This is a genomic window from Fretibacterium fastidiosum (genome assembly GCF_964642095.1).
Lineage (GTDB): Bacteria > Synergistota > Synergistia > Synergistales > Aminobacteriaceae > Fretibacterium > Fretibacterium fastidiosum.
The window spans coordinates 1191337-1212909 of record NZ_OZ209244.1 but is presented as its reverse complement, the minus strand read 5'-3'; the positions used below and the strand labels follow the sequence as shown (position 1 = coordinate 1212909).

At 61.9% G+C, this 21573-nt stretch carries 20 protein-coding genes, 1 tRNA gene and 1 riboswitch; of the genes, 10 read left to right on the top strand and 11 right to left on the bottom strand.

The window, feature by feature from the left end:
* Positions 1-67: 67 nt before the first annotated feature.
* On the top strand, positions 68-886 hold the full coding sequence (locus ACK28C_RS05290; protein ID WP_409152559.1) for an MBL fold metallo-hydrolase: 819 nt from the start codon (positions 68-70) through the stop codon (positions 884-886).
* Positions 887-995: 109 nt separating this feature from the next.
* On the opposite strand, the gene hpf is transcribed toward ACK28C_RS05290, so the two are convergent.
* Together hpf and holA are read right to left on the bottom strand one after the other, a co-directional pair.
* A complete protein-coding gene (gene hpf / locus ACK28C_RS05285; RefSeq protein WP_015556810.1) occupies positions 996-1532 on the bottom strand; it encodes a ribosome hibernation-promoting factor, HPF/YfiA family in 537 nt (178 codons plus the stop codon).
* A gap of 159 nt (positions 1533-1691) precedes the next feature.
* Positions 1692-2660: a DNA polymerase III subunit delta gene (gene holA, locus ACK28C_RS05280; RefSeq protein WP_409152558.1), complete on the bottom strand. Its 969-nt coding sequence runs from the start codon at positions 2658-2660 to the stop codon at positions 1692-1694.
* A gap of 284 nt (positions 2661-2944) precedes the next feature.
* Between holA and ACK28C_RS05275 the strand changes: the two genes are divergently transcribed.
* Complete coding sequence (locus ACK28C_RS05275) at positions 2945-3868, top strand: hypothetical protein (RefSeq protein WP_208873488.1); 924 nt, start codon at positions 2945-2947, stop codon at positions 3866-3868.
* A 109-nt stretch (positions 3869-3977) separates the two neighbouring features.
* Here ACK28C_RS05275 and ACK28C_RS05270 read toward each other — a convergent pair whose 3' ends face one another.
* Positions 3978-4805: a MerR family transcriptional regulator gene (locus ACK28C_RS05270; RefSeq protein WP_015556807.1), complete on the bottom strand. Its 828-nt coding sequence runs from the start codon at positions 4803-4805 to the stop codon at positions 3978-3980.
* A gap of 306 nt (positions 4806-5111) precedes the next feature.
* Positions 5112-5292: riboswitch (cobalamin riboswitch) on the top strand.
* Positions 5293-5398: 106 nt separating this feature from the next.
* Here ACK28C_RS05270 and ACK28C_RS05265 point away from each other — a divergent pair.
* The 7 genes from ACK28C_RS05265 (at position 5399) to ACK28C_RS05235 (ending at position 13283) form a co-directional block, all read left to right on the top strand.
* Positions 5399-7717: an anaerobic ribonucleoside triphosphate reductase gene (locus ACK28C_RS05265; protein WP_015556806.1), complete on the top strand. Its 2319-nt coding sequence runs from the start codon at positions 5399-5401 to the stop codon at positions 7715-7717.
* Positions 7705-8247 (top strand): 4Fe-4S single cluster domain-containing protein, encoded by a 543-nt coding sequence (locus ACK28C_RS05260; protein ID WP_015556805.1) that lies wholly within the window; start codon positions 7705-7707, stop codon positions 8245-8247. Before ACK28C_RS05265 ends, ACK28C_RS05260 begins: the two co-directional genes overlap by 13 nt.
* Before the next feature lie 345 nt (positions 8248-8592).
* Positions 8593-10152, top strand: a complete 1560-nt coding sequence (nhaC, locus tag ACK28C_RS05255) for a Na+/H+ antiporter NhaC (RefSeq protein ID WP_243440645.1) — start codon at positions 8593-8595, stop codon at positions 10150-10152.
* A 171-nt stretch (positions 10153-10323) separates the two neighbouring features.
* Positions 10324-10399, top strand: a tRNA-Ala gene (locus ACK28C_RS05250).
* A 701-nt stretch (positions 10400-11100) separates the two neighbouring features.
* A complete protein-coding gene (locus tag ACK28C_RS05245; protein WP_015556804.1) occupies positions 11101-11349 on the top strand; it encodes a hypothetical protein in 249 nt (82 codons plus the stop codon).
* 148 nt (positions 11350-11497) lie between these two features.
* A complete protein-coding gene (locus ACK28C_RS05240) occupies positions 11498-12169 on the top strand; it encodes a hypothetical protein (protein ID WP_208873484.1) in 672 nt (223 codons plus the stop codon).
* Positions 12170-12206: 37 nt separating this feature from the next.
* Positions 12207-13283, top strand: coding sequence for a Fic family protein (locus ACK28C_RS05235; protein WP_015556803.1), 1077 nt, complete (start codon positions 12207-12209; stop codon positions 13281-13283).
* 213 nt (positions 13284-13496) lie between these two features.
* Here ACK28C_RS05235 and istB read toward each other — a convergent pair whose 3' ends face one another.
* Together istB and istA are read right to left on the bottom strand one after the other, a co-directional pair.
* Positions 13497-14279, bottom strand: coding sequence for an IS21-like element helper ATPase IstB (gene istB / locus ACK28C_RS05230; protein ID WP_409152487.1), 783 nt, complete (start codon positions 14277-14279; stop codon positions 13497-13499).
* Positions 14276-15583, bottom strand: coding sequence for an IS21 family transposase (gene istA, locus ACK28C_RS05225; RefSeq protein WP_409152557.1), 1308 nt, complete (start codon positions 15581-15583; stop codon positions 14276-14278). Before istA ends, istB begins: the two co-directional genes overlap by 4 nt.
* A gap of 857 nt (positions 15584-16440) precedes the next feature.
* Here istA and ACK28C_RS05220 point away from each other — a divergent pair.
* On the top strand, positions 16441-16587 hold the full coding sequence (locus ACK28C_RS05220) for a hypothetical protein (protein WP_015556802.1): 147 nt from the start codon (positions 16441-16443) through the stop codon (positions 16585-16587).
* Positions 16588-16668: 81 nt separating this feature from the next.
* Here ACK28C_RS05220 and ACK28C_RS05215 read toward each other — a convergent pair whose 3' ends face one another.
* From ACK28C_RS05215 to ACK28C_RS05190, 6 genes are all read right to left on the bottom strand, one after another.
* The gene (locus tag ACK28C_RS05215) at positions 16669-17040 is read right to left on the bottom strand and encodes a type II toxin-antitoxin system PemK/MazF family toxin (RefSeq protein WP_208873482.1); all 372 of its coding nucleotides are present in this window, start codon (positions 17038-17040) and stop codon (positions 16669-16671) included.
* Positions 17037-17288, bottom strand: a complete 252-nt coding sequence (locus tag ACK28C_RS05210) for an AbrB/MazE/SpoVT family DNA-binding domain-containing protein (protein WP_208873480.1) — start codon at positions 17286-17288, stop codon at positions 17037-17039. Before ACK28C_RS05210 ends, ACK28C_RS05215 begins: the two co-directional genes overlap by 4 nt.
* Positions 17289-17670: 382 nt before the next feature.
* On the bottom strand, positions 17671-17931 hold the full coding sequence (locus tag ACK28C_RS05205; RefSeq protein ID WP_279369751.1) for a HEPN domain-containing protein: 261 nt from the start codon (positions 17929-17931) through the stop codon (positions 17671-17673).
* 73 nt (positions 17932-18004) lie between these two features.
* Positions 18005-18439, bottom strand: coding sequence for a nucleotidyltransferase family protein (locus ACK28C_RS05200; protein WP_015556800.1), 435 nt, complete (start codon positions 18437-18439; stop codon positions 18005-18007).
* Positions 18440-18554: 115 nt separating this feature from the next.
* Positions 18555-18800 carry a hypothetical protein gene (locus ACK28C_RS05195; protein WP_015556799.1) on the bottom strand — a complete coding sequence of 82 codons (246 nt, stop codon included), beginning with the start codon at positions 18798-18800 and terminating at the stop codon, positions 18555-18557.
* Between the two features lie 350 nt (positions 18801-19150).
* Positions 19151-21565 carry a DUF3536 domain-containing protein gene (locus ACK28C_RS05190; RefSeq protein WP_015556797.1) on the bottom strand — a complete coding sequence of 805 codons (2415 nt, stop codon included), beginning with the start codon at positions 21563-21565 and terminating at the stop codon, positions 19151-19153.
* Between the last annotated feature and the right edge of the window lie 8 nt (positions 21566-21573).

The following is a 21573-nucleotide window of genomic DNA, read 5'->3' as shown; positions in this document are numbered from 1 at the left end:
CTGCCGGAGCGCTACCCCTCCCCCACTTCGGGGAGGCAAAAATTTGTTTCAAGGGTGGTTTTTCATCATGATGAAGCTGACGGTTCTTGTGGACAACTGGGTCACGACGCCCAAGATTGGGCTCCTGGGGGAGTGGGGGTATTCGGCCCTCCTGGAGACGCCATCGGGCAGCCTCCTGATCGACGCGGGGGAGACGGGGCACACGCTCTTGAACAACATGCGGGTCCTGGGACTCTCGCCGGAGTCGGTGAACTGCGTGGCGCTGAGCCACGGCCACAACGACCACGCGGGAGGCCTCCCCGCCCTTCTGGAGGCCGCACCCCAGGTTCGGGACCGCGTCTTTGCCTCGCCCCTGGCCGTGAGGGAGCGCTTCGAGGGACAGGACCTGAGCCCCGCCGGCGGGGCTGTGCTGCGGGGGGTGCCGCTGCGGCCGGTTCAGGGGGCCGTTGAGCTGCTGCCGGACGTCTTCGCCTTCGACGTCCCCCCTGAGGGCCGCGACCCGCGCTACGCCTCCCGCGGCCTCATGTACGAGCGCGGAGAGGACGGGACGGTCCGACCGGACACCTTCGCCGACGACCTGTCCTTCCTCGTCAGCGGATCCGGAGGGTGGGCGCTGCTTTTGGGGTGCGCCCACGCGGCGCTGCCCAACATCGTCGCGCGCGTCCGGGACCTCTTCGGCGTGGAGCAGTTCGATCTGGTGGCCGGCGGCGCGCACATGATGAGCCTCGCGCCGGACGAGGTGGAGGATTGGGTGGCGCTCATGGCGTCGTGGCGCGTGAGGCGATGGCGCCTGAACCACTGCACGGGCTTCCGGGCCGCCGCGCGCCTGGCGCGGGCGCACCCGGACGTGGACTGGGCCGGAGTCGGCGCGGAGCTGGAGCTCTAACCCGTCCGGGGCGGACGCCGGCGGGGGTTGACGTTCAGCGAGAGGTGCAGAAAAAAGCGGGGCCGCGCGGCCCCGCTTTTGTTCCGATTGTGAGATTGTGAAGGCGGGTTCAGCGCACCGGCTCCAACAGGCCGTAGTCGCTGCTCCGGCGCTTGTAGACGACGTTGACGTCGCCGGTCTCCGCGTTCTGGAACATGAAGAACGCGTGTCCGACGAGCTCCATCTGCATGGCGGCTTCCTCAGGGCTCATGGGCTGGACGGGGACCTTCTTCACCTTCTCGATCACCGGCACGTCGCTGGCCACAGGCTCCTGCCCCTCCTCCAGGTTGAAGGAGAAGTCGGCGCCGCCCTTGAACTGCCCCTTGTCCTTGAGGTAGGAGTTGTAGCGCTTGATGCGGCGCTCCAGGTTCTTCAGCGACAGGTCGAAGGCCCTGCGCGGCTCCGTGGCGTTCTCCTCGGCGCGGAGGATCACCCCGTTGGCGTTCGCAGTGGTCTCAATGTTGAAGTTGCCCTTGTGGTGGCTGACGACGATCTGGCAGTTCTGGATCTTGCCGAAGAACTTCTCCAGCTTGGACATCTTGGAGTCCATGTAGTCCCGAAGCTTGCTGTCGATCTCCGTTCCACGCTGTACAAAACGTACTTCCATCGAACTTCGCCTCCGTTTCGCAGAAAACCGGTAAGGTTGAGAGCGGTTCGCTGACCGCGTGGGGGGCGTCCGCCTCCCGCTTCGTTACATTGTAGCATAAAAGCGGGGCAAAAGCGCCGTCACGCGTCGGAGCAGGCTTGAACTGCGCTCGGGGGGCCGTCAGCGCCGGGGGGCGGCTGCCCCCTGGGGGCTTGCCGCTTTCCCCGCCAGCAGGTCCCAGACGATCAGCTCAAAGCCCGGCCAGCCCTGGGCGGCGGAGGTCTTCTCCGCGAAGGAGAGCCGCACGGCCCGCAGCATGAAGTCCTTGACGGCCTTCGCCCCGAAGAGGCGCAGGGCCCCCCGCGCCATGCGCATCGCGTACTCCCGGTTCGCGCCGGCGGCGGCCGCGGCCTGGGCCTCGTTCCCCGGAAAGGAGGCGATGTAGAGCGCCGGGCGCAGGCGGTTGCAGAGCGCCGTGAGGACGGGCAGCAGAGGGTCCCGCGACAGGCGGCTCAGCGCGCGGGCCACGTCCTGGGCGTTGCCCGCGCACACACCGTCCAGGAACGTCAGGAGCGCGCGCCCTCCCTCGTCGAAGGAGAGGGCGCGGACGTCCGCCAGCGCGATCTCCCGCCCGTCGGCGTAGAGCGCCAGCTTGGCGAGCTCGCTCCGCAGCTCCTCCGTGGACTCGATGGACTCCCCCAGGAGGAGAGCCGCGTCCGGCGCCAGGCGCCAGCCCTTTTCCTGGGCCAGCTTCAGGAGCCAGTCCTTCCGCTTCCAGGGGGGGACGGAGGCCTCGGCCTTCAGAAACCGGACCTTCTTGAGGGCCAGCACCTCTTTGGAAAAGACCTTCCTGGCCTCCCCGCCGAAGGTGGCGACGATAACGGCGTCCGCTTCGGGCCCCTCCAGGGAACCCGCCAGCCCGTCGGGGAAGGCCCCCAGGGCCTCGCACCCCTCCGCGACGACGGCCTCCCGCGCGGCGAACAGCCCTCGGCTGCCCACCCGTTCCAGGAGGGCGCGCCAGTCGGGGAAGGTCCCGTCGGCGTCGAACTTTCCCGACACCTGGCGGTCCTCCCGCGTCAGGGCCGTCAGCGTCTCCTCCAGCTGGCGCCGCTGCCCCTCGTGGCCCTCGATGACGATCAAGTGCGGCATGGCCCGCCTCCTCGCAGACTAAAGAATGGCCCCCCATGCGGCAGGCTCGTTTAGAAATGAACTTGAAGCGACACCGGTATTTTAACACCGTTGTCTTTCGAGAAGGGGCGCGGGGCGTTTTTGCCCTCCGCGGAGATTTGGCAGGCGCGTCTTCCCGTCCCCATCAAACGCATTTGTGCTGAAGTCGTTTTCGGGTTAAAGTACTCGCATGGACGACGGGGGCCGACCGCCGCAGTCCGTATGGGGAGCGGTTGGCGACGATGGAGAAGGACAGGAGGTTTATCATGAGGTGGTTTGTGGCGTTCATCCTGACGGTTTGCGCTTCGGCTTCGGTGGTCGTATTCCCGCGGGACGCAGCAGCGGAGCCGGACAGGACGGCTCTCATCGGGTTCACGGCGAGTCCGCAGAGCCCCAGCGCAGGACAGGATGTGATGGTGATGGCCCGCTTCAAGCCCGACATGAGGCCCCGTCAGGGGTCCGTGACACTGACGCTTCTGGGCCGGGACGGCGGGGTCGTCCGGGAGTGGAGCGAGCGGGAGCTGAACCCGGCGTTCCTGACGCCGGTCGAGGGCGGAACGGGCGAGTGGCTGTACCGCGCGTCGTTCACGGCACAGCCGGGGTACGCAGAACTGCGGCTGGCGTGGCGCCCGTCCAACGGGAGCGATCAGGCCGACCCCGAGCGCGCGGTCCTGACGCTGTCGGTGGGCGGAAACGGGACGCCCCTCGGCGGCGGCGGGCTGGTCAGCTGGCGCGTGACGCGCGACGCCCGGCACGACGGCGACGAGATGCGGACCAACGCGCTGTTCGAGCGGCAGCCCGACCCCGATTCCGTGCGGCTCATCATCGAGCGGCGCGGGCTGTTCTCCGGGCTCTACGACGACCGCACCCTCTATCCCGAACGCGAGGGGTACGAGGACGGCCGGTACGGGGGCCGCTGGAGCGTCCGGTTCGAGTTCACCGCCGAGCGGGGGCGACACAGGATGAAGCTCCGGTGGCGGATGGACGGGACCGAGTACGAGCACATCGAGAAGTTCTCCGTCGACGACGGAGCCCTTGGAAGCAATGGATGCGACGCCGGGGTCTCCGGCCTTCTCGGACTGTCGGCCCTCGCGCCGCTGGCGCTCCGGCGCAGGCGCGAAAAACGGAGGACGATGGCATGGAGCCCCATGATCTCAGTGCGGGGAGAACGCGAAGCATCAAATAGGTAGGGGGACCTGCCAGGGCCCCCTATCAGAGGCTCAGGCCCCTCCTGGACAACGACATGAGGCGGCGCCTCGCGCGGCGACGCGCCGCCCGACCGACGAGGCATCCGGGGCGCTAGGCCTTTCGCACCGGCCACTGCACCTCGGTGCGCAGCTCCTCCGGCGGGACCTCGTGGGGGCTGTTCAGGTAGACGTTCCGCGCACCGTCGGAGCCGGCCACGGGCTCGTAGCCGTTCTCCTCCATCCAGTGCCGCAGCGCGGTGTAGGCGCCCTCCAACTGATCGTAGGGCCCCTTGTGCAGGGTGCAGGCCATCAGGCCGCCCGGCACCGTGCGGACCTTCAGCCGGTCCGTTTCCGGGACGGGGTTCGTGAAGGACAGGCAGTACTCGACGTCGATGTCGTTCGGGTCGAACTCCTCCCCATAGTAGATGTCGAAGCACTCCCCGCCGTAGGCGCTGCCGTGCCGCTCCAGGTGGGTCCACAGCTCCGTGAAGACCCGATGACTCTCCTCCGACAGGTTCTCCATCGTGACGATGCAGCGGTGCGTCAGCGCCCGCACGGGCGCCACCTCGCGTACCGTAACTTTGTAGGACAAGAAAAACGCCTCCTTCTCCAAAGTGAGTTTTTCCAGGAGCTCCAGGTCCCTATGTCCCTTCTCCAGGCGTTCCTGGAGCACCTGACGGTGTCGGGCCAGGAAGGCGGCGATCGCGTCGGGGTCCCGCGCGCCGAGGAAGGCGCGGATATCCTCCAGAGGCACGTCCAGCTCCCTCAGTCGTCGGATGCGCAGGGCCTCCACGAACTGCCCCGCGGAGTAGTGCCGATACCCCGTCGTCTCGTCCACCCAGACGGGCTTCAGGATGCCCCTTTCGTCGTAGAAGCGCAGCGTCTTCACCGAGAGCATCGTCGCCCTGGAGAACTCCCCGATCGTCAGCAGGTTGCTCATCAAATTCCTCCTCCCTTCGCGTTTTCGCCCCTCACCCTCCGACAGGACCCATCATAGGCCCTCCAGCCGGGGGAGGGTCAAGCCTGCGGGCCAGGCGCCGTCGGCCGCCTCGTAAAGTATACTCGATCAACGGAAAGCGCACCTTCCTTCGTCAACGGGGTGTTCCATCAGCGACGGGGCTGGTGCGTGCACATTGGGGACGACTGGAGCCTCACAGCGGCGGCCACGCGAGCCGGGACGGTGGACGGCGAATCCACTTCCAAATTCGGAGGGCGTTCGGCTGGTGTATAATGAGGCTGCATTTTTCAAAAGAAGATGGGCACGGGTTCCGGCGTGTGCGCCGGGCAAAAGGGAAGCAGGTGCGAATCCTGAACGGTCCCGCCGCTGTGAACGGGGAGGCCCCTCGAAAGTCCACTGGAGCGATCCGGAAAGGACGAGGCGCCGATGATCCCAAGTCAGAAGACCTGCCTGGGCCCATGAACGCGAACTCCTGCGGACGACGGGAGGGGCGCGCGGCCCTTTCGCGTCCAGGCGCGAGCGCCTGCCCCCTCCACCTCCCGGAGGGGGCGCTCTTTTTAAGGAGGCAGGGAAAGATGTTCGCCAGGATCAGAAAGCGGGATGGGCGCGAGGTGCCCTTCAACGCTGAGAAGATAGCCGGGGCCATCGGACGGGCCCTGGCGGCGGTGGGGGAGCCTGGAACGGAGGCCATGCCGCTGACGGAGCGCGTCGTGGCCCACATGGAGCAGAAGCTTCAGGGCGGCGTGCCCCAGGTGGAGGAGATTCAGGACATCGTGGAGGAGGTGCTGATCGAGTCCGGACGCGCGAGAGCGGCCAAGGCCTACATCCTCTATCGCGCGTCCCGAAGCCGCGCGCGGGAGATGAAGAGCCACCTGATGAACGTCTACGAGGCGCTGACGTTCCGGGACGCGCAGGACAGCGACCTGAAGCGTGAGAACGCCAACATCGACGGCGACACGGCCATGGGGACGATGCTGCGCTACGGCTCCGAGGGAGCGAAGCACTTCAACGAGATCTTCATCCTGAGGCCGGAGCACGCCGAAGCGCACCACAGCGGGGACGTTCACATCCACGACATGGACTTCCTGACCCTGACGACGACCTGCTGTCAGATCGGCCTGAAGCGGCTCTTCAAGGGAGGATTTGGCACGGGGCACGGCACGCTGCGGGAGCCCTCCGGCATCCGAAGCGCCGCGGCGTTGGCCTGCATCGCGCTTCAGGCGAACCAGAACGACCAGCATGGCGGACAGAGCATCCCCGCCTTCGACTGCGACATGGCACCCTACGTGGCGCGCACCTTCGCCAGGGCCTACCGCCGGAACCTCCTGCGCGCCCTGAGCCTTCTCGCCGGGGAAGCCGCAGAGGACGGGGCGGTCGCTGCCCTCGACGGCCTGGAGGGCGGCCCCATCCGCATGGGGGCGACCGACGAGCGTCAGTCGCGGGAACGGGAGGCGCTCCTGAAGCTTGGGGTGCCGCAGGAGGCGGTGGAGCGCGCCCAGGAGGCGGCGCTTCGAGAGGCGCGGCAGGACGTGGAGCGCGAGACGTATCAGGCCATGGAGGCGCTGGTCCACAACCTGAACACCATGCACAGCAGGGCGGGGGCGCAGGTGCCCTTCAGCTCGCTGAACTACGGCACGGACACCTCGCCGGAGGGCCGCATGGTGACGCGGAACCTGCTCCTGGCGACGGAGGCCGGCCTGGGGCACGGCGAGACGCCCATCTTTCCCGTCAGCATCTTCAAGGTGAAGGAGGGGGTGAACTTCAACCCGGAGGACCCGAACGGCGACCTGTTTCAGCTGGCCTGCCGCGTCAGCGCAAAACGCCTGTTCCCCAACTTCGCCTTCATCGACGCGCCCTTCAACCTGAGCTACTACCGGCCGGGGAACCCGGACACGGAGATCGCCTACATGGGGTGCCGCACGCGCGTCATCGGGAACGTGGCGGACCGGGACCGGGAGACGGTGACGGGGCGGGGCAACCTGAGCTTCACCAGCCTCAACCTGCCGCGGCTCGCGATCCTGAGCGAGGGGGACCTCGATGAGTTCTACCGGCGGCTCGACGCCATGGCAGACCTCGTGGTCCAGCAGCTTCTGGACCGGTTGGAGATCCAGTCGCGCAAGCGGGTGAAGAACTTCCCCTTCCTGATGGGACAGGGCGTGTGGCTGGACTCGGAGACGCTGGGCTGGAACGACGAGGTGCGCCCCGTGCTGAGGCATGGGACGCTCTCCCTGGGCTTCATCGGCCTGGCGGAGTGCCTCAAGAGCCTGACGGGCGCCCACCACGGCGAGGACCCCAGGGCTCAGGAGCTTGGGCTTGAGATCGTCCGGCGCCTGCGCCGGCGCATGGATGCGGCCTCGGAGGCAAACGGGCTGAACTTCACGCTGCTGGCGACGCCCGCCGAGGGACTGTCGGGGCGCTTCCTGCGCCTGGACCGGGAACGGTTCGGGGTCATCCCCGGCATCACGGACCGCGGCTACTACACCAACAGCTTTCACGTCCCCGTGTACCACCGGCTCAACGCCTTCGAGAAGATACGGTTGGAGGCGCCCTACCACGCCCTGACGAACGCGGGGCACATCACCTACATCGAGATGGACGGCGACCCCTCGCGGAACCTGGCCGCGTTCGAGAAGGTGGTGCGCGCCATGAAGGAGGCGGGCATCGGCTACGGCGCCATCAACCATCCGCTGGACCGGGACCCCGTGTGCGGCTACACGGGCGTCATCGACGACGTCTGCCCCGGCTGCGGCCGGCGGGAGGAAGGCCGGCCCTTCGAGCGCATCCGCCGCATCACGGGCTACCTCGTGGGGACGCTCGAGCGCTTCAACGACGCCAAGCGCGCGGAGGAACACGACCGCGTGAAGCACGCGGGCCCGGAGCCATGCCCGCGCTGACGTCCGAGGGGTTGGAGGCGGAACTGCGGCTGGCGGGAATCGTGGAGGACTCCATCGTGGATGGACCGGGCCTGCGCCTCGCGGTCTTCGTGCAGGGGTGCCCGCACGGCTGCCCTGGGTGCCACAACCCGGAGGCGCAGCCCTTCGAGGGGGGGCGGACGATCCGGTCCGGCGAGGTCCTGGCGCGGTTGACGGCGAACCCGCTGCTGGACGGCCTGAGCCTGAGCGGCGGGGAGCCCTTCTGTCAGGCGGCAGCCCTTGCTCCCCTCGCCGCCGCGGCGCGGGCGCGGGGGTATCACGTCATGGCGTGGACGGGCTGTACCCTGGAGGCGCTCCTGAGGGCGGGGAGGCCGGACTGGGAGGCGCTTCTGCGCGCCCTGGACGTGCTGGTGGACGGGCCCTTTATCCAGGCACGGCGCAGTCTGGCTCTGGCATGGCGCGGGTCGGACAACCAGCGCGTGCTGAACGTGCCGCGCTCGCTCGCCCTGGGGCGGGCGGCCCCGGCGGAGGAGCTCCTGCGGTCGGCGTAACGTGCGGCTTTCATGCATTTTTGTGCAAAGGGACAAAGGAGGCCCTGCCCCTTGACCGGGGCGGGCCTTTTTTGTCGACCTGCGAAGCCCCTGCGCTCCTCGGCCGCAGGGGCCGGCGCTGCGTTTTCCCTCTTGCATTTTCACCAGAATGTTTTACAATGCACCTGACTTCGAAGTAAGCCGGGGAAGACCAATACGCAAAATCATTCCTCTCGCGCTAAAGGACCCTGTCCGGGAATAGTCGAAGCCTCAACACACGGTAAAAAAACGACAGCAGATCTTTGGTGTGGGGGGAATGTCGGGATGCAATTGTCTCGTAAACCGGGTCTTGTCCTATCTCTTTTCGTGCTGCTTTGCTGCGCGCTGATCGTCACCCTGGGCGTCGTCGACGTGGAGCTCGAGTCGGGCGCTCATCTGGGGCTGAGGCTTCCCGCACAGGTCCCCCTCCTCTTCGCGGCGGTCTTTGCCGCGGCGGTGGGCCTGTCGTGGCTCAGGTGCTCGTGGGTGGACCTGGAGCGCGGCATCTGCAACGCCATTCAGGTCTCCATTCAGGCCATCCTGATCCTCGTCCTCGTGGGCTGCCTCGTGGGCTGCTGGATTCAGAGCGGCGTCGTCGCCACGATGATCTATTACGGCCTCGGGGTGATGAGCCCGCGGTTCTTCTACTGCGCGTCGCTCCTGATCAGCGTGGTGGTGGCCCTGGCTACGGGCTGCTGCTGGACCACCAGCAGCACCGTCGGCGTGGCCCTCATCGGCATCAGCGCAGGCCTCGGCCTGCCGCTTCCCGTCACGGCCGGCTTCGTCATATCGGGGGCCTACTTCGGAGACAAGCTCTCCCCCCTCTCGGACACGACGAACCTGGCCCCGGCGGTCTCCGGCAGCAACCTGTTCGACCACGTTGGAGCCATGATGTGGACCACGCTGCCGACGCTCCTCATCACCCTCGTGATCTCGCTCTTTATGGGGAGTTCCGCGCAGGGCTCGGACGGCGGCCGCATCCTCCTGATCCAGGACATGATGCGCGCGGAGTTCTCCATCTCCTTCTGGGCCTTCATCCCGCCCCTGATCATCCTGGTCATGGCCTTTTTCAAGGTCCCCGCCATTCCGGGCATCGTGGCGGGCATCCTGGGGGGGATCGTCCTGTCGCTGGCCAACGGGTCCTCGGCCCACGACGCGCTGATGGTCCTCTTCTCCGGCTATGAGCCGGCGCACCTAGGCCGGTTCGCCGCCGCCGACACGCCGGAGGCCATCGCGGCGATGACGCAGGCCTTCAGCTCCATCTTCCTCTCCGGGTCCCCGGCGCTCTCCGTGGACCCGGAGGTGTTCTCCTCGATGGGGCACCTCCTGACCCAACTCTTCACCCGCGGCGGCATGACCTCCATGCTGGAGACCATCTGCCTCATCGTCGTGGCCCTCTCGCTGGGGGGCATCATGGAGGTCTGCGGGTTTCTGGACGTGATCCTGGAGGCCCTGATGCGCCACGTACGGTCCGTGTTTGGCATGGTGGCCTCGGTGCTGGCTTCCGCCTTCCTCTCCAACGTCTTCCTCAGCGAACAATACCTGTCCATCATCGTGCCGGGCCGCATGTTCCGTCGCGCCTTTGAGGAGCGCACGTGGAACGGCCGCAGGCTGGCCCCCACCATGCTGTCCCGCTCCCTGGAGGACAGCGGGACCATGACCTCGGTGCTGGTGCCATGGAACACCTGCGGCGTCTACGTCAGCTCCGTGTTGGGCGTGGCGACGCTGGACTACCTGCCCTACTGCTTCATGAACTGGCTGAACCCTCTGATGGCCCTGGCCATGACGTGGGCGGGCGTCGCCATCCTCTGGCAGAAGGACGCTTCGGAGAGCGAGACGGCCTCCGTGCCGGGCCTCACGGGCGAGGTGGTCGGCACGTCGCTTTGACGAAATCGTCAGGGGGTCGCCGGCTTGTCGAACGGTCAGCCATTCCTCCGGAGCCGAACTCCCCTCCTGCGCTGAACGCGAAATTCGCTTTCAAAACTTGAAGCGCGCGGTCCGCGGGGGATTTTCCTTGACAAGACCAGGAGGTGTCTGTATAATACTTCTGTTTGTCATGGGGCTATAGCTCAGTTGGGAGAGCGCTTGAATGGCATTCAAGAGGTCGTGGGTTCGAATCCCATTAGCTCCACCAGAAGCGAAAATCCCTGAGTTTCAAAAGGGATTCAAACGATAAGGGAACCCCCTCTCCGAGGGGGTTCTCGCTTATTTCTCCCGCCTTTGAATTTCTCGGTACCCCGCATCAGACCGCGATGAAACCGTATGCTAATACCAAATCGCGTCTAATATGGATTGCCTCCCCTAAGGGGAGGTGCCGAACGGAGTGAGGCGGAGGGGGTCGGCCAGACGACACGACTTACGGACGCCGACAGGCAGCCGGCGTCGTGTCGGTCGGCTGAGGGCGAAGGAAGTCCGGGGGACTTCCGCAGCTCGGCCAGACGACCGGCCTCACGCAAGCCGATCTTTCGGGAGGATTGCGGCGGTCGGTCGGCTGTGCCGAAGCAAGGCAATGGATTGCCTTGTGGAGGCGTTGACGGGGAATGTCAGGCAGGCGCGTCTTATGAAAAACACCCCTCCCCTTCGGGGAGCCTTCCGGCTGCCGTTCGCCCTTGCTCACGGGCCGTCAGTCCCCCACTTCGGGGCAGCTCCCCCCCTTGCAGGAGGGCCTTTCTTGCCCTTCTTTAAACGCGAATTGGTATTAACCCTAACCCTTCCCCTGGTCCTCCAAATGGGGACCACTATAATTATGATCTTCGTTCAGAGGGACATCCTTTTCCCGACGGCGTGGCGGTAGAATAGTGTTAAGAGTGGTACTTTGAAACGGAGGAATGACACATGCTGTTGCCGAAGGATTTTGTGTCCACGATGTCGGATGAGGAACAGGACAGGATTATGGACGAGGCTTACGCACTTGAAGACAGAGGAGAGAAGGAGGAGGCCGATCGTCTCTGGCGTACCCTTCCTGTTGATCCGATCTTTGCCGATGGGATAAAGCGCACTTTAGGAATTGGTATATTGAAAGAGGGAGGATACAATCTCAACGATGCCGTTAAGTTATTTGGGCAGGAGTGGTTGAATGGCTAACATCACAAAACTTCTCAATAGCTCAATTAAATTTGTGAAATCAGAACAAAAACTTAGAAAGGCCTCTACTAAAAAAAATCGAGATCGGTTGCTAGTTGACGCCACCGCCACATTGCGAGACGTTGCCGGAACCGGCAACGTCTCCGATATGCTGGATACCGAACAGCTCTGCATCAACCTCGAAAAGGCGCTCTACGCAAACACGCCGGACGATGAGGCACGGTACGACAAGCAGATCGTCGAGAATATGGCCATTCGCGGTTCTCTGGACGACATTTTGGACGTGAAGGGATACCAGGCGCACTTCGAGCGCCTTAAAGTTCTCGGCGTGAACCCGGACAACCTGCCTAAAGGCGAGCCCTTTGAGACGAACTGCAACCGGCAGATCAAGTACCTCGGCAGTGCGAAAAACGGCTTCAGCGAGCCGGAGGAGAAGGACTTTTTTGCGGCGCGGCAGGAGAACCTTCGTGCCGTCATCCTCATCTGCCGGGAACGCCAACGCGAGGCGTTGATGCCAGAAGCCGTGTCCGGCGAGCTTGCCGGTATGATCACGGAGGACACCGGCGTCCAGGAGCCAACGATACACCTCCATCCCTACACCAAAGGCCAGTGGTTCACCGGCAAGATCATCCGCATAGACGCAGAACACGGCAGGTGCATCCAGCAAACCGCCTCCAAGCTCTTCACCGTTCACAGGCTTGAGAAGCTGGAAACAGTGCCGGAACAGGGGCAGGACCTGAAGATCACCTACTCCAAAGACGGCGCCAAGGCAAAGCTGGACCCCATTGTACAGAAGCAGTCCAGGTCGCTGTACCGATAGAGAAGTGACCGATCTAAACGGAAGGAGGCTTTTCACCATGGCAGAGAGACAACGCTGGTTTTGGCAGCAGCCCAACTGGCTTTCAACGCCTGTATTCAGCGATGAGACGTATGCGTTCGCCAATCAGCTTGCGGAACGTGAAAGGAAGCTGTTGGACGATATGGGAATTGAGCTCTATGAGACGACGATCGTTCAGTCTATGACAGACAATCTGTACTGCAGCTATGCCATCGAGGGTGAGAAGTTGGATGAGGACCTCCTTCGTTCGTCGATCATGAAGCGTCTGAACATGGACATCCCGGATTGGAAGCCCTCCAGCATGTCAAGGACGGACCGAGAGGATAGAGCCGTTCAAGCAGCGTTATTTCTACTGAATGACAGAGAAACGTTGTCCCGGGAAAAACTGGAGGAGGCTCACGCTATGCTGAAAACGGAGAAGCGTGGGACCTGGGGAAAGTTCAGAAGCACTTCGGAATACATACGGGATGCGCAGCAGAATGTCGTCTATGAAGCACCTCCCGCGGAGAAGGTTCCAGCTCTGATGGATCAATTCTGCCGATGGTGGAACGATGAGCGCGTCACGCTCCCCGCATCGATCGGGGCTGCCCTTGGTCATGCCTTTTTTGTCGTCATTCATCCCTTTGAGGATGGTAATGGGCGTATGGCACGGCTTTTAGCGGATAAGGCGATGGCCCCTAGCATGGGTGACCCCTATAGGCCCTATAGCATGTCCTCCGTAATCTATCAGGGGCTCTCTCAGTACTATCGGGCACTTGATCAACTTCCGGAGGAGAACGGAATCCAGAGGTTCGTAATGCTGATGGCACACATGCAGTCTGATGTGTTGGACAAGGCTGTGATACGCATGAAGTCCGTTAAGAACATGGAGGCCGTTATCTCCATTGCTGAGGCTTCTGGGACGCCGATCACGCCTCTGGGACGTGCGATGCTTAAAACGATGGCCCTGGAGCCCGAGCGAAAGATATGGACCCCCTTTGACGCTTCGCGCAACGTGAGGGACGCCGGGGACGAAGATCCATGGGACGTGTGGAACACTCTTGTGGAACGCGGGATAATACAGGGTAAGAATATTGCATCTCCCGCGCATCTGTGAAAAGCACAAGCGCTGGAACCTGGCCGACCTGCCTATTAAACAGTACTTAAAAGCACGCCCTGTGGGCGGCCCCGACACGCCATAAACGGCGACCGGGGGCAATTAATACCAATTCGCGTTTAAAGAAGGGCAAGAAAGGCCCCCCCTGCTGTCAAGCGACATGCAAAATTGACCCATGGGCGACATCGAAAACTGACCCCCCTTGAGCCCTGTTCATTGTCCTGCGATATCCTGCTCCTTTCGCATTAAGCCCGAACGGCGCTTTTCAAGCAGCCGATAACTGTCCCCCCGAAGCGTCACCACCGTCGAGTGGTGCAGCAGGCGGTCTAAAGTTGCAGTGGCCACGACGTTGTCTCCAAACACGTCCCCCCATTCCGATACGCTCCGGTTACTCGTCAGAAGAAGGCTGCCCCTCTCGTATCTCCTGGACACAAGCTGAAAAAACAGGTGCGCGCTTTCGCGCTCAAGGGGAAGGTAACCCAGCTCGTCTACTATCAGCAGCTTCGGCTTGCTGAAAAAGGACAACCGCTCCTCAAGACGAAGCTCATTCTTGCTCTTGCTCAGACTCGCCAGCAAGGCAACCGCCGTGGTGAACAGAACCGAGTAGCCCCGCTCTATCGACGCTCTGCCCAGAGCTATAGCCAGATGCGTTTTACCCACTCCGGGCGGTCCCAGAAAAAGCAAACTGTCCCCATTCGCCACCCACCGACAGTGACTCAGCTCCTCAAGCTGACGACGGTCCGCTGAACTCGATCCCCAATCGAAACCATCAAGCGTCCTCACACACGGGAAGTGGGCGATCCTCAGCCCCATCTGGATTCGACGGATGTCCTTATGCCGCGCCTCCTCGCAGCAAAGACGGTACAAAACCTCGCGGTAGCTCAGCCCCTCCTTGGACGCTGCGTCCAACAAAGTATCCAGATTCTCTCGAATGCCAGTCAGCTTCAGACGACCCAGCAGACTCATGAAATGCTCCTCGTCAATAACCTTGCTCATGACGCCTGCACTGCTTCTTCGTACTCACTCAGCGGACGGCTCAAGGAATCTGTCGTGACCACGCGCAAAGAGGAGCTTTCCCCCTCCCCACCACAATACATAATTCCTCTAAGGTGCTCCTTGTCCGTGCTCTTCTGGTGCGTGCCGGGCTGCAGGACATGCCGCGCCAACTCCGTACCGTCAGACTGGTAAATCACGACCTCCGCTTCTGTAACCTGCACCTGGACACGTTTGCCGATGGCCGACCACGGCACACTGTAACGGTTCGTGTCCACAACCACATGGGCGTCCGAGGGCACCTTCCTCACATACTCCCGGACCTGGACAAACGGGGCTCTGCCATGAGCGGGCCGGAGCGCTGCTCTCTCCGTCGACTCAAAACGGCACAACGGCGTGTCCGAGGCATCTGTCAACACCCGCCCGTCCGACTCCGTACGAAGCCAGTTCGCAATATGCCGTTCCATATCCGACCAGCTTGAGAACTCCCGACCCGCGATGCAGTTCCGCTTCACGTAACGGACCCCGTTCTCCACCTTTCCCTTCGTGCGGGCCCGGAAGGGCGCGCAAGCCCGTGGGGTGAAGCCCCAATAATCTGCAAACGCTTTGAACTTCTCGTTCAGCAAAAGCTCTCGTGTCCTGGGGTTGTGCTCTGTGACCAAAGCCCGGGGATTGTCCGTCAAAACCTCCGCAGGAACTCCTCCAAAATACGCAAAGGAATCCTCCATCCCCTGAAACCAAGCCTGTTGGTTCTCATGCTCGAAGGCTTTAACGTAGAGACGACGGGAGTACCCAAGCTTCGAGACAAAAAAGTGCACCTTGACCTCAGCCCCCCCTATCAGGACTCTCTTCTCTCCAAAGTCTATCTGCATTTGATGGCCTGGGGGCGTCTCAAAGCGAACGGTTGCTAAAGCCTCCCGGCCTAAAACCTCACGATGCGCCTGCACTGCACGCTCTACCGTACGCAGCGAAACGGCTATCCCCTTCTCCGACTCCAACTCCTGCCGGATAACGTCGGCATTACCGCCGTGCTGAAAAAATTTCTCGTGGAGCCAGTCCTCGTGACCCCGAAGGGCTCCCTGAAAAACACGCTTGTCCGTAAGGTTGTACTTCACAACTCCGCCGTTGCGGAGGTATTTACGAACCGTAACCCGGCTCATGGAGAACTCCCTCGATAATTTGTGGATGCTCCATCCCTGAGAATGAAGCCGCAGCATGGCTGAAACTTCGTCCTGATGTTTGATAGCTCCCTCACCTGCCAACTGTAGGGTTGTTCCACTCAACAGTTTGGCAGAACGCTGAACCATACAAAACCCCTCCCCTCATCTTTCCTCTGAGGGTGGGTCAGTTTCCTCTGTCGCCTATGGGTCAGTTTATACTGTCGCCTGACACCTGCAGGGGGGCTGCCCCGAAGGGGCTGGGACTGACGGCCCATGAGCAAGGGCGAACGGCAGCCGGAAGGCTCCCCGAAGGGGAGGGGTGTTTTTCATAAGACGCGCCTGTCTGACATTCCCGGTCAACGCCTCCACAAGGCAATCCATTGCCTTGCTTCGGCTCAGCCGACCGACACGACGCCGACCGCCTGTCGGCGTCCGTAAGTCGTGTCGTCTGGCCGAGCTACGGAAGTCCCCCGGACTTCCTTCGCCCTCAGCCGACCAACCGGCCGCCGCAATCCTCCCCAAAGATCGGCTTGCGTGAGGCCGGTCGTCTGGCTGAACCCCTCCGCCGCCCTTGGCGGCACCTCCCCTTAGGGGAGGCAATCCACATTAGACGCGATTTGGTATAAGATAAGCCACTCTCATATTTATCCAGGCTTGGTTAGCCTTCAGCACTTTGCGTCATGATGCGCTAGAATAGAAGGCAGGAGAGGCGCTCAGGACATCGAGCGAAGCTGCTTGGGGCATCCCCCCGAAAGGGGGTGATAGCGTGGAGAGAATAACAAAGCTCGTGCGAGCGTTAGCAGCACTCGCACGAGCCCTCGCCGAACTGATTCGGCTCTTCAAAGCGTAATCCCTCACGTTAGGGCGTAAGTCCGAGGTGGGGAAATCGGCCTCACTTCGGCAGCCCAAGAAACAACCCCGTCCAACCTCTCCTGGGCGGGACTTCATTCATTATTATACCATCAAGCGTTCAGGTCATTATACCTCTGGCGGCATTGTCTTCTATGGCGTCCTCGCGACGGAAGTACCCTCGCAGGGCCTGGATGGACCGTTCCGTCTTCCCCTGCCGGCTCGTCGTCGTGAGAAACCCGGAGCGCAGGGAGTGGGCGGAGAGGTCAAGCGACAGCCCGGCCGCCGCCTGCAGGATGTGATGCTTATGGTTGCCTATGATACCATGAATATTATGGAAGACCGTGAAAACTCACAGGTCCGCCTGGAGGTTCGGAATCCACTCAATCCGGGTCGAAGGGGTCGAAGAGCGTCACAATCCGAGCCAGAACCTCTTCCATGACTGGAACGGAAACCTCAGCGACCTTTCTGCCTCCACGAGATTTCAAATCCAAAACCCTTGGCTGGTCACACCGAATGATGCCGGAGATCGCTTCAGCTCCACTCACATCCTGAGAAGAAAGCGGTACAGCAAAGCCCAGGTTCTGCGAGAAGGCGCTTCCGCCAGCCCCCTGAGTGATGGGTACTACAACAGCAACGTTAGCGGCGTTATTGAAGACGGAAGAAGAAACGACCAAAACCGGCCTTGCCGTTCCCTGCTGTTCATGTCCCGAAACGGGATTCAGGCACACCCGATAGATATCGCCGCGTTTCAAACCAACTCGGCCCCCTCCGCCTCGCCATCCAGCCAGGCAGCGTCACGATCACTGAAATCAGTCATGGAAACAAGCTGCTGGAGCGAGTATTCCGGCGGTCTTTCACAGGGGGTAACGATAATCCGCCCCTTCTGGACTTCCAATCGCATTTCCGTTGCGGGCGTCAAGGACAGTGCTCGCGTTATCTTGGATGGGATGGGCATCATCAGCGAACCTCCCACTTTATGCACACGACTTGTGAGCAACATTCAATCTCCCCCTATCGTTTCGTTTAACTTTTCATGTTGATTATATAACAAAAAAACAAAGCATTGCACCACGATGGGGAGAGAGTATGCTTGCCGTACACCACGGGAAAGCCCGCTGCAAAGATCAGCATGTCTCCTGGCTCGGTAATCATCTGGTCGGCGTCCTCAACTGGCCCGGGCAAATGTTATGATCTCACCCGGGGTCCACACTATAGCTGGTTCTTCAGCAGGGCCGTCGTTGACTCAACATCGAGGTCAGCTTGGTTGACCTGAGCAACCTGTTCTTGAGTATCCTACGTCTGTTCCGTGGCCTGACGGCTTTCTTGTTGCTGCTGTTCTTTAATGTGATGTTTTAGCTCTGAGTTAATTCGCCTCGCCTTACCTAAAGCAACTGCTGCATGTTCATTGGTAATCTTTCGGTGATAGAGTAATCGCCTTTGTTTCTATCTGTCTCTAACTGCCCCAAAAACATTTTTAATTCATTTGGAAATATCCCCTCATGGACAAATTTGTCATTGAACAACGAAATGACGCTTCTATGACCTCTTTTTTTGCTCGTCTCCAACCCGTATTGAAGAAAAAGCGCTTTAGTCACGTGAAAAGCAGCGTAATAGGAAGCCCTGACGGATTCTTCTGGGGCTATAACTTACAGATCTTCGGCTTTTTTAAGCTTTCTGTCCGATTTTTCAAGATATAGATCAATCATGACCTTACGATCATCGGCCTCCAGACTCAAACAAAACAACCCCCTCTTCACGAATTGCATCAAATACTGGTTCAAACCTCCACCGCGATATCCCCTTGTACTCTTCAGCAATACTATCAGCTGTCTCTATAAACGGTGAAATATAAACGTAACAATCACTAATACTTGTAGCTGCATCGTCAGCTATGTTACACACTCGTTCCGTAAGTTGAATGTCTGTCCCTTCCTTAAGCAGCACAAACACATCCGTGTCCGATTCCTCATCGAAATCGCCGCGTGCCATCGAGCCGAAAAGGACAACCCTCAGCAGGTTTTCTCCTTCGGCCTCCTTCAGCCTCAGCACAAACTCCTTCAGCGTGTCCTTGACGACCGGCTCCAGGAATGGAAGGCTATCGAGTGCTTCCTGCAGACGCTCCGTATCTCGCTCCAGTACCTGCGCTTCCATTTAGACCACCGCTCTCTTTAAGCAATCTTAATGGCGTCTGCTCTGTATCGATAAGTGCACCATCTTTCAAGTATCCGCTGACGTTCACCAGGCGACCAGTATAAAATCTTCCTCTTCATGAAAGATTTCTCCTGACGGCAAGGCCATACAGATACAAAACGCGGTCGATAAGAGCGCTATCTTCCAACGTAAGTGAATGACGCATGTTCTTTACCTTCTCGTGCTCTTCTTGTAGGACGGAGATTTTTCTCTCATTGACAACACTTTTCCTCCGCTCCTCGGATATCTCACGAGAGAGTATTCCAAGATACTCCATTAAGACGTCTTCAGCCACCTCAAGTTCTACGCTGAGCACTGCCATAATATCTTCCTCCAACTGTGACCTGCCGCATATTCCAAGTCCATCATTCTGTGGACAGTCCTTCGTGATTGAATTTCTACATACGGCTCAATCTCCAGAATCAAACAAAACCACCCCCTCTTCCTTTTGGGGAATTTACAGCAAAAGGGGCATGATAAACGTGAAGGGAAAAGAGACGGCGCAGTTTACGGCGAGGCTCCCCTTCGAGACGCACCGCAAACTGCGTTGTTGAAAGCAATCAAGGCTCATCAAATTCGGGGTATCCTTCAACGCTTCCCTGAAATTCATGGGACCAAGCCCCCCTTCGGGGGGCCTTCCGGCGGCCGTTCGGAAATGCCTCGACCTCCCGTTCAGCTTCCCTTCAAAAACTCCTCCGAGAATTGCAGCTGGCGGCCAAGCGCGAAGATGGCCTCCCTCAGGTCCGCCGGGGCGGCGGAGAGCTCGCCGCGCCAGCGCCGAAGCATCTCGTGGTAGAGGTTCTGCGCGTCGTAGAGGCTCAGGCGCCATTGAAAGCCCTCCTGAAACGTCCGCACCAGGTCCGTCGCGGCCCGGACCTGCTGGAGGTCCAGGGGGTTGCCGCACAGGCGCATCATGCGCGTTTTGAGCCACTCCGAGACGGCGAAGCAGAGCCGGTCCGACCGGAGCGCGATCTGGCGCTGGACCGACAGGGACAGGATGCGGTTCAGGGCCTCGAAGTCCGGAAGGTCCTGTCTCAGGAGGTCCAGGAGGGAGGCGCTCATCACGATCTTCGCCGCGGAGGCGATGATCTCCGGCGGGCGCACCTCCAGGGTCGCCATGTACTCCAGAAGCTGGTCATAGTTCTGCACGATGCTGCGCACCACGGCCTCAATGCGCTGGACGTCCTGCTTCAAGAGCTCGTCCAGCAGGCGGCGTTGGGCGTCGGCAGGGATGTGCCTCAGGGAGTACAGCGTGTAGCCGAAGCGATCGACCATGGCCCTCTCCATGGCGGGAGCAAAGAGGCGCCTCAGCTCCTGCGCCTCCTGGGTGGAGATGGGGCGCATCTCCTTCTCCGGCGTCACGCCGCAGAGGAGGGAGATTCCGCCCCGGTGGTTGGCGGCGAACAGGAAGGCGCCACTCTCCCCGGTGATGCGGGAGGTGACGCGCACCGTCCCCGCGGAGAAGGCGGAGGCGTCCTCCGAACCGTCCCGCAGGATGAGGGTGCTCCCCGCCAGGTTCCAGCACCCCTCCCGGAAGCTCTGCCTGAAGCCCTGAAGGAGGGAGGTGATGCCGTAGTAAGCGGCCAGCTGGGGCATGTCGACGCGCCCCTGTTTCACCAGGAGCTCGTAGACCTTGGCCCCGTTCTTCAGCTCCGGGACGTTGCTGGGGGCCCCGCTCAGGATGTCCAGAAACGCCGGCTCCAGGTCGCGGCCCAGGAACCGGTCCGCCAGCTCCATGGCGTGCGCCGCGTAGCGCATCACCTGCACCGGCTCGATGCGGGACACCTCGTCGAAGAACCAGCCGCAACTGGTGAACATCAGGAGCGCGGCCCGCTGCATCTCCAGGAGGGAGATGGCGCGGACGCGCTCCTCGTCCGTCAGGGAGCGGGAAGCGTTCTGCTTCAGCCAGGCCTCCACGCACTCCGGCGTGCGGTCCAGGATCAGGTCGATGTAGCGATTGCGGGCCTCCCACGGGTCCTTGAGGAGCTTCCCCGCCTCCCGCTCGAAGGGCGCAATGAGCTCGTCCCGAAGCATGTCCATGGCGCGACGCAGGGGGGCGCGCCACCTCTGATGGAATCCGGGCGTCCCCGTGCTGCACCCGCAGTCGCTGCGCCAGCGCTCCACGCCGTGGGCGCAGCTCCAGGAGGAGTTCTCAATGATGCGGACCTCCCAGTCCGGCGGGTAGAAGGCCAGGTACTCGCCGTAGACGGTGAGCGTCGCGTCCCTGGAGCGGTCCACCGTCTCGAGGCAGTAGGCCAGGGCCATGTCCCCATGGTCGTGGTGGTGCCCGTAGGACTCGCCGTCCGTGGCCACGTGGGACAGGAGGGGGAAGCCCCGGTCCGGGTGGGCGTCGATGAGCTGCCGGGCGAAGTGTTCGCCGTTGTCCAGCATCCCTCCGAAGGCGATCTTCTGAGACAGGAGGCCGTCGTAGAAGAAGAGCGCGATGCTGCGGCCCGATGGGAGGCTGCAGCGGTACGGGCGGGTGGTGTCGATGCGGCCGCCCTTTGCGTCCTGCCACACGCCCCCGCCGCAGGGGCGCACGGAGTCCGCCTGATAGGGGGAGAGCACCGTGAAGAGGATGCCGTGCTCCGCCAGCACCTCGAGGGTCTCCGTGTCGACGGCGGCCTCCGCCAGCCACATGCCCTCCGGCCTGCGGCGGAAGCGCTTCTCGAAGTCCGCTATGCCCCAGAGCACCTGGGTCTCCTTGTCGCGTCGATTCGCCAGGGGCATGATGACGTGGTTGTAGACCTGGGCCACGGCGGGGCCGTGGCCTGAGAAGCGGCGCGCGCCGATGGCGTCGGCCTCCAGGATGGCGTCGTAGCACAGCGGGTCGTTCTCCTGAAGCCACGAGAGCAGCGTGGGGCCCAGGTTGAAGCTCATGCGTGAGTAGTTGTTGCAGATCTTGACGATCTTTCCGCTGCCGTTCAGGATTCGGGAGGCGGCGTTGCGGCTGTAGCACTCGGCGGCGATCCTGGCGTTCCAGTCGTGCCACGGCGCGGCCGACTCCTGAAGCTCCACCGTCTCAAGCCACGGGTTCTCGCGCGGCGGCTGGTAGAAGTGGCCGTGAATGCAAACGTAACGAGGCATGGGCAGAT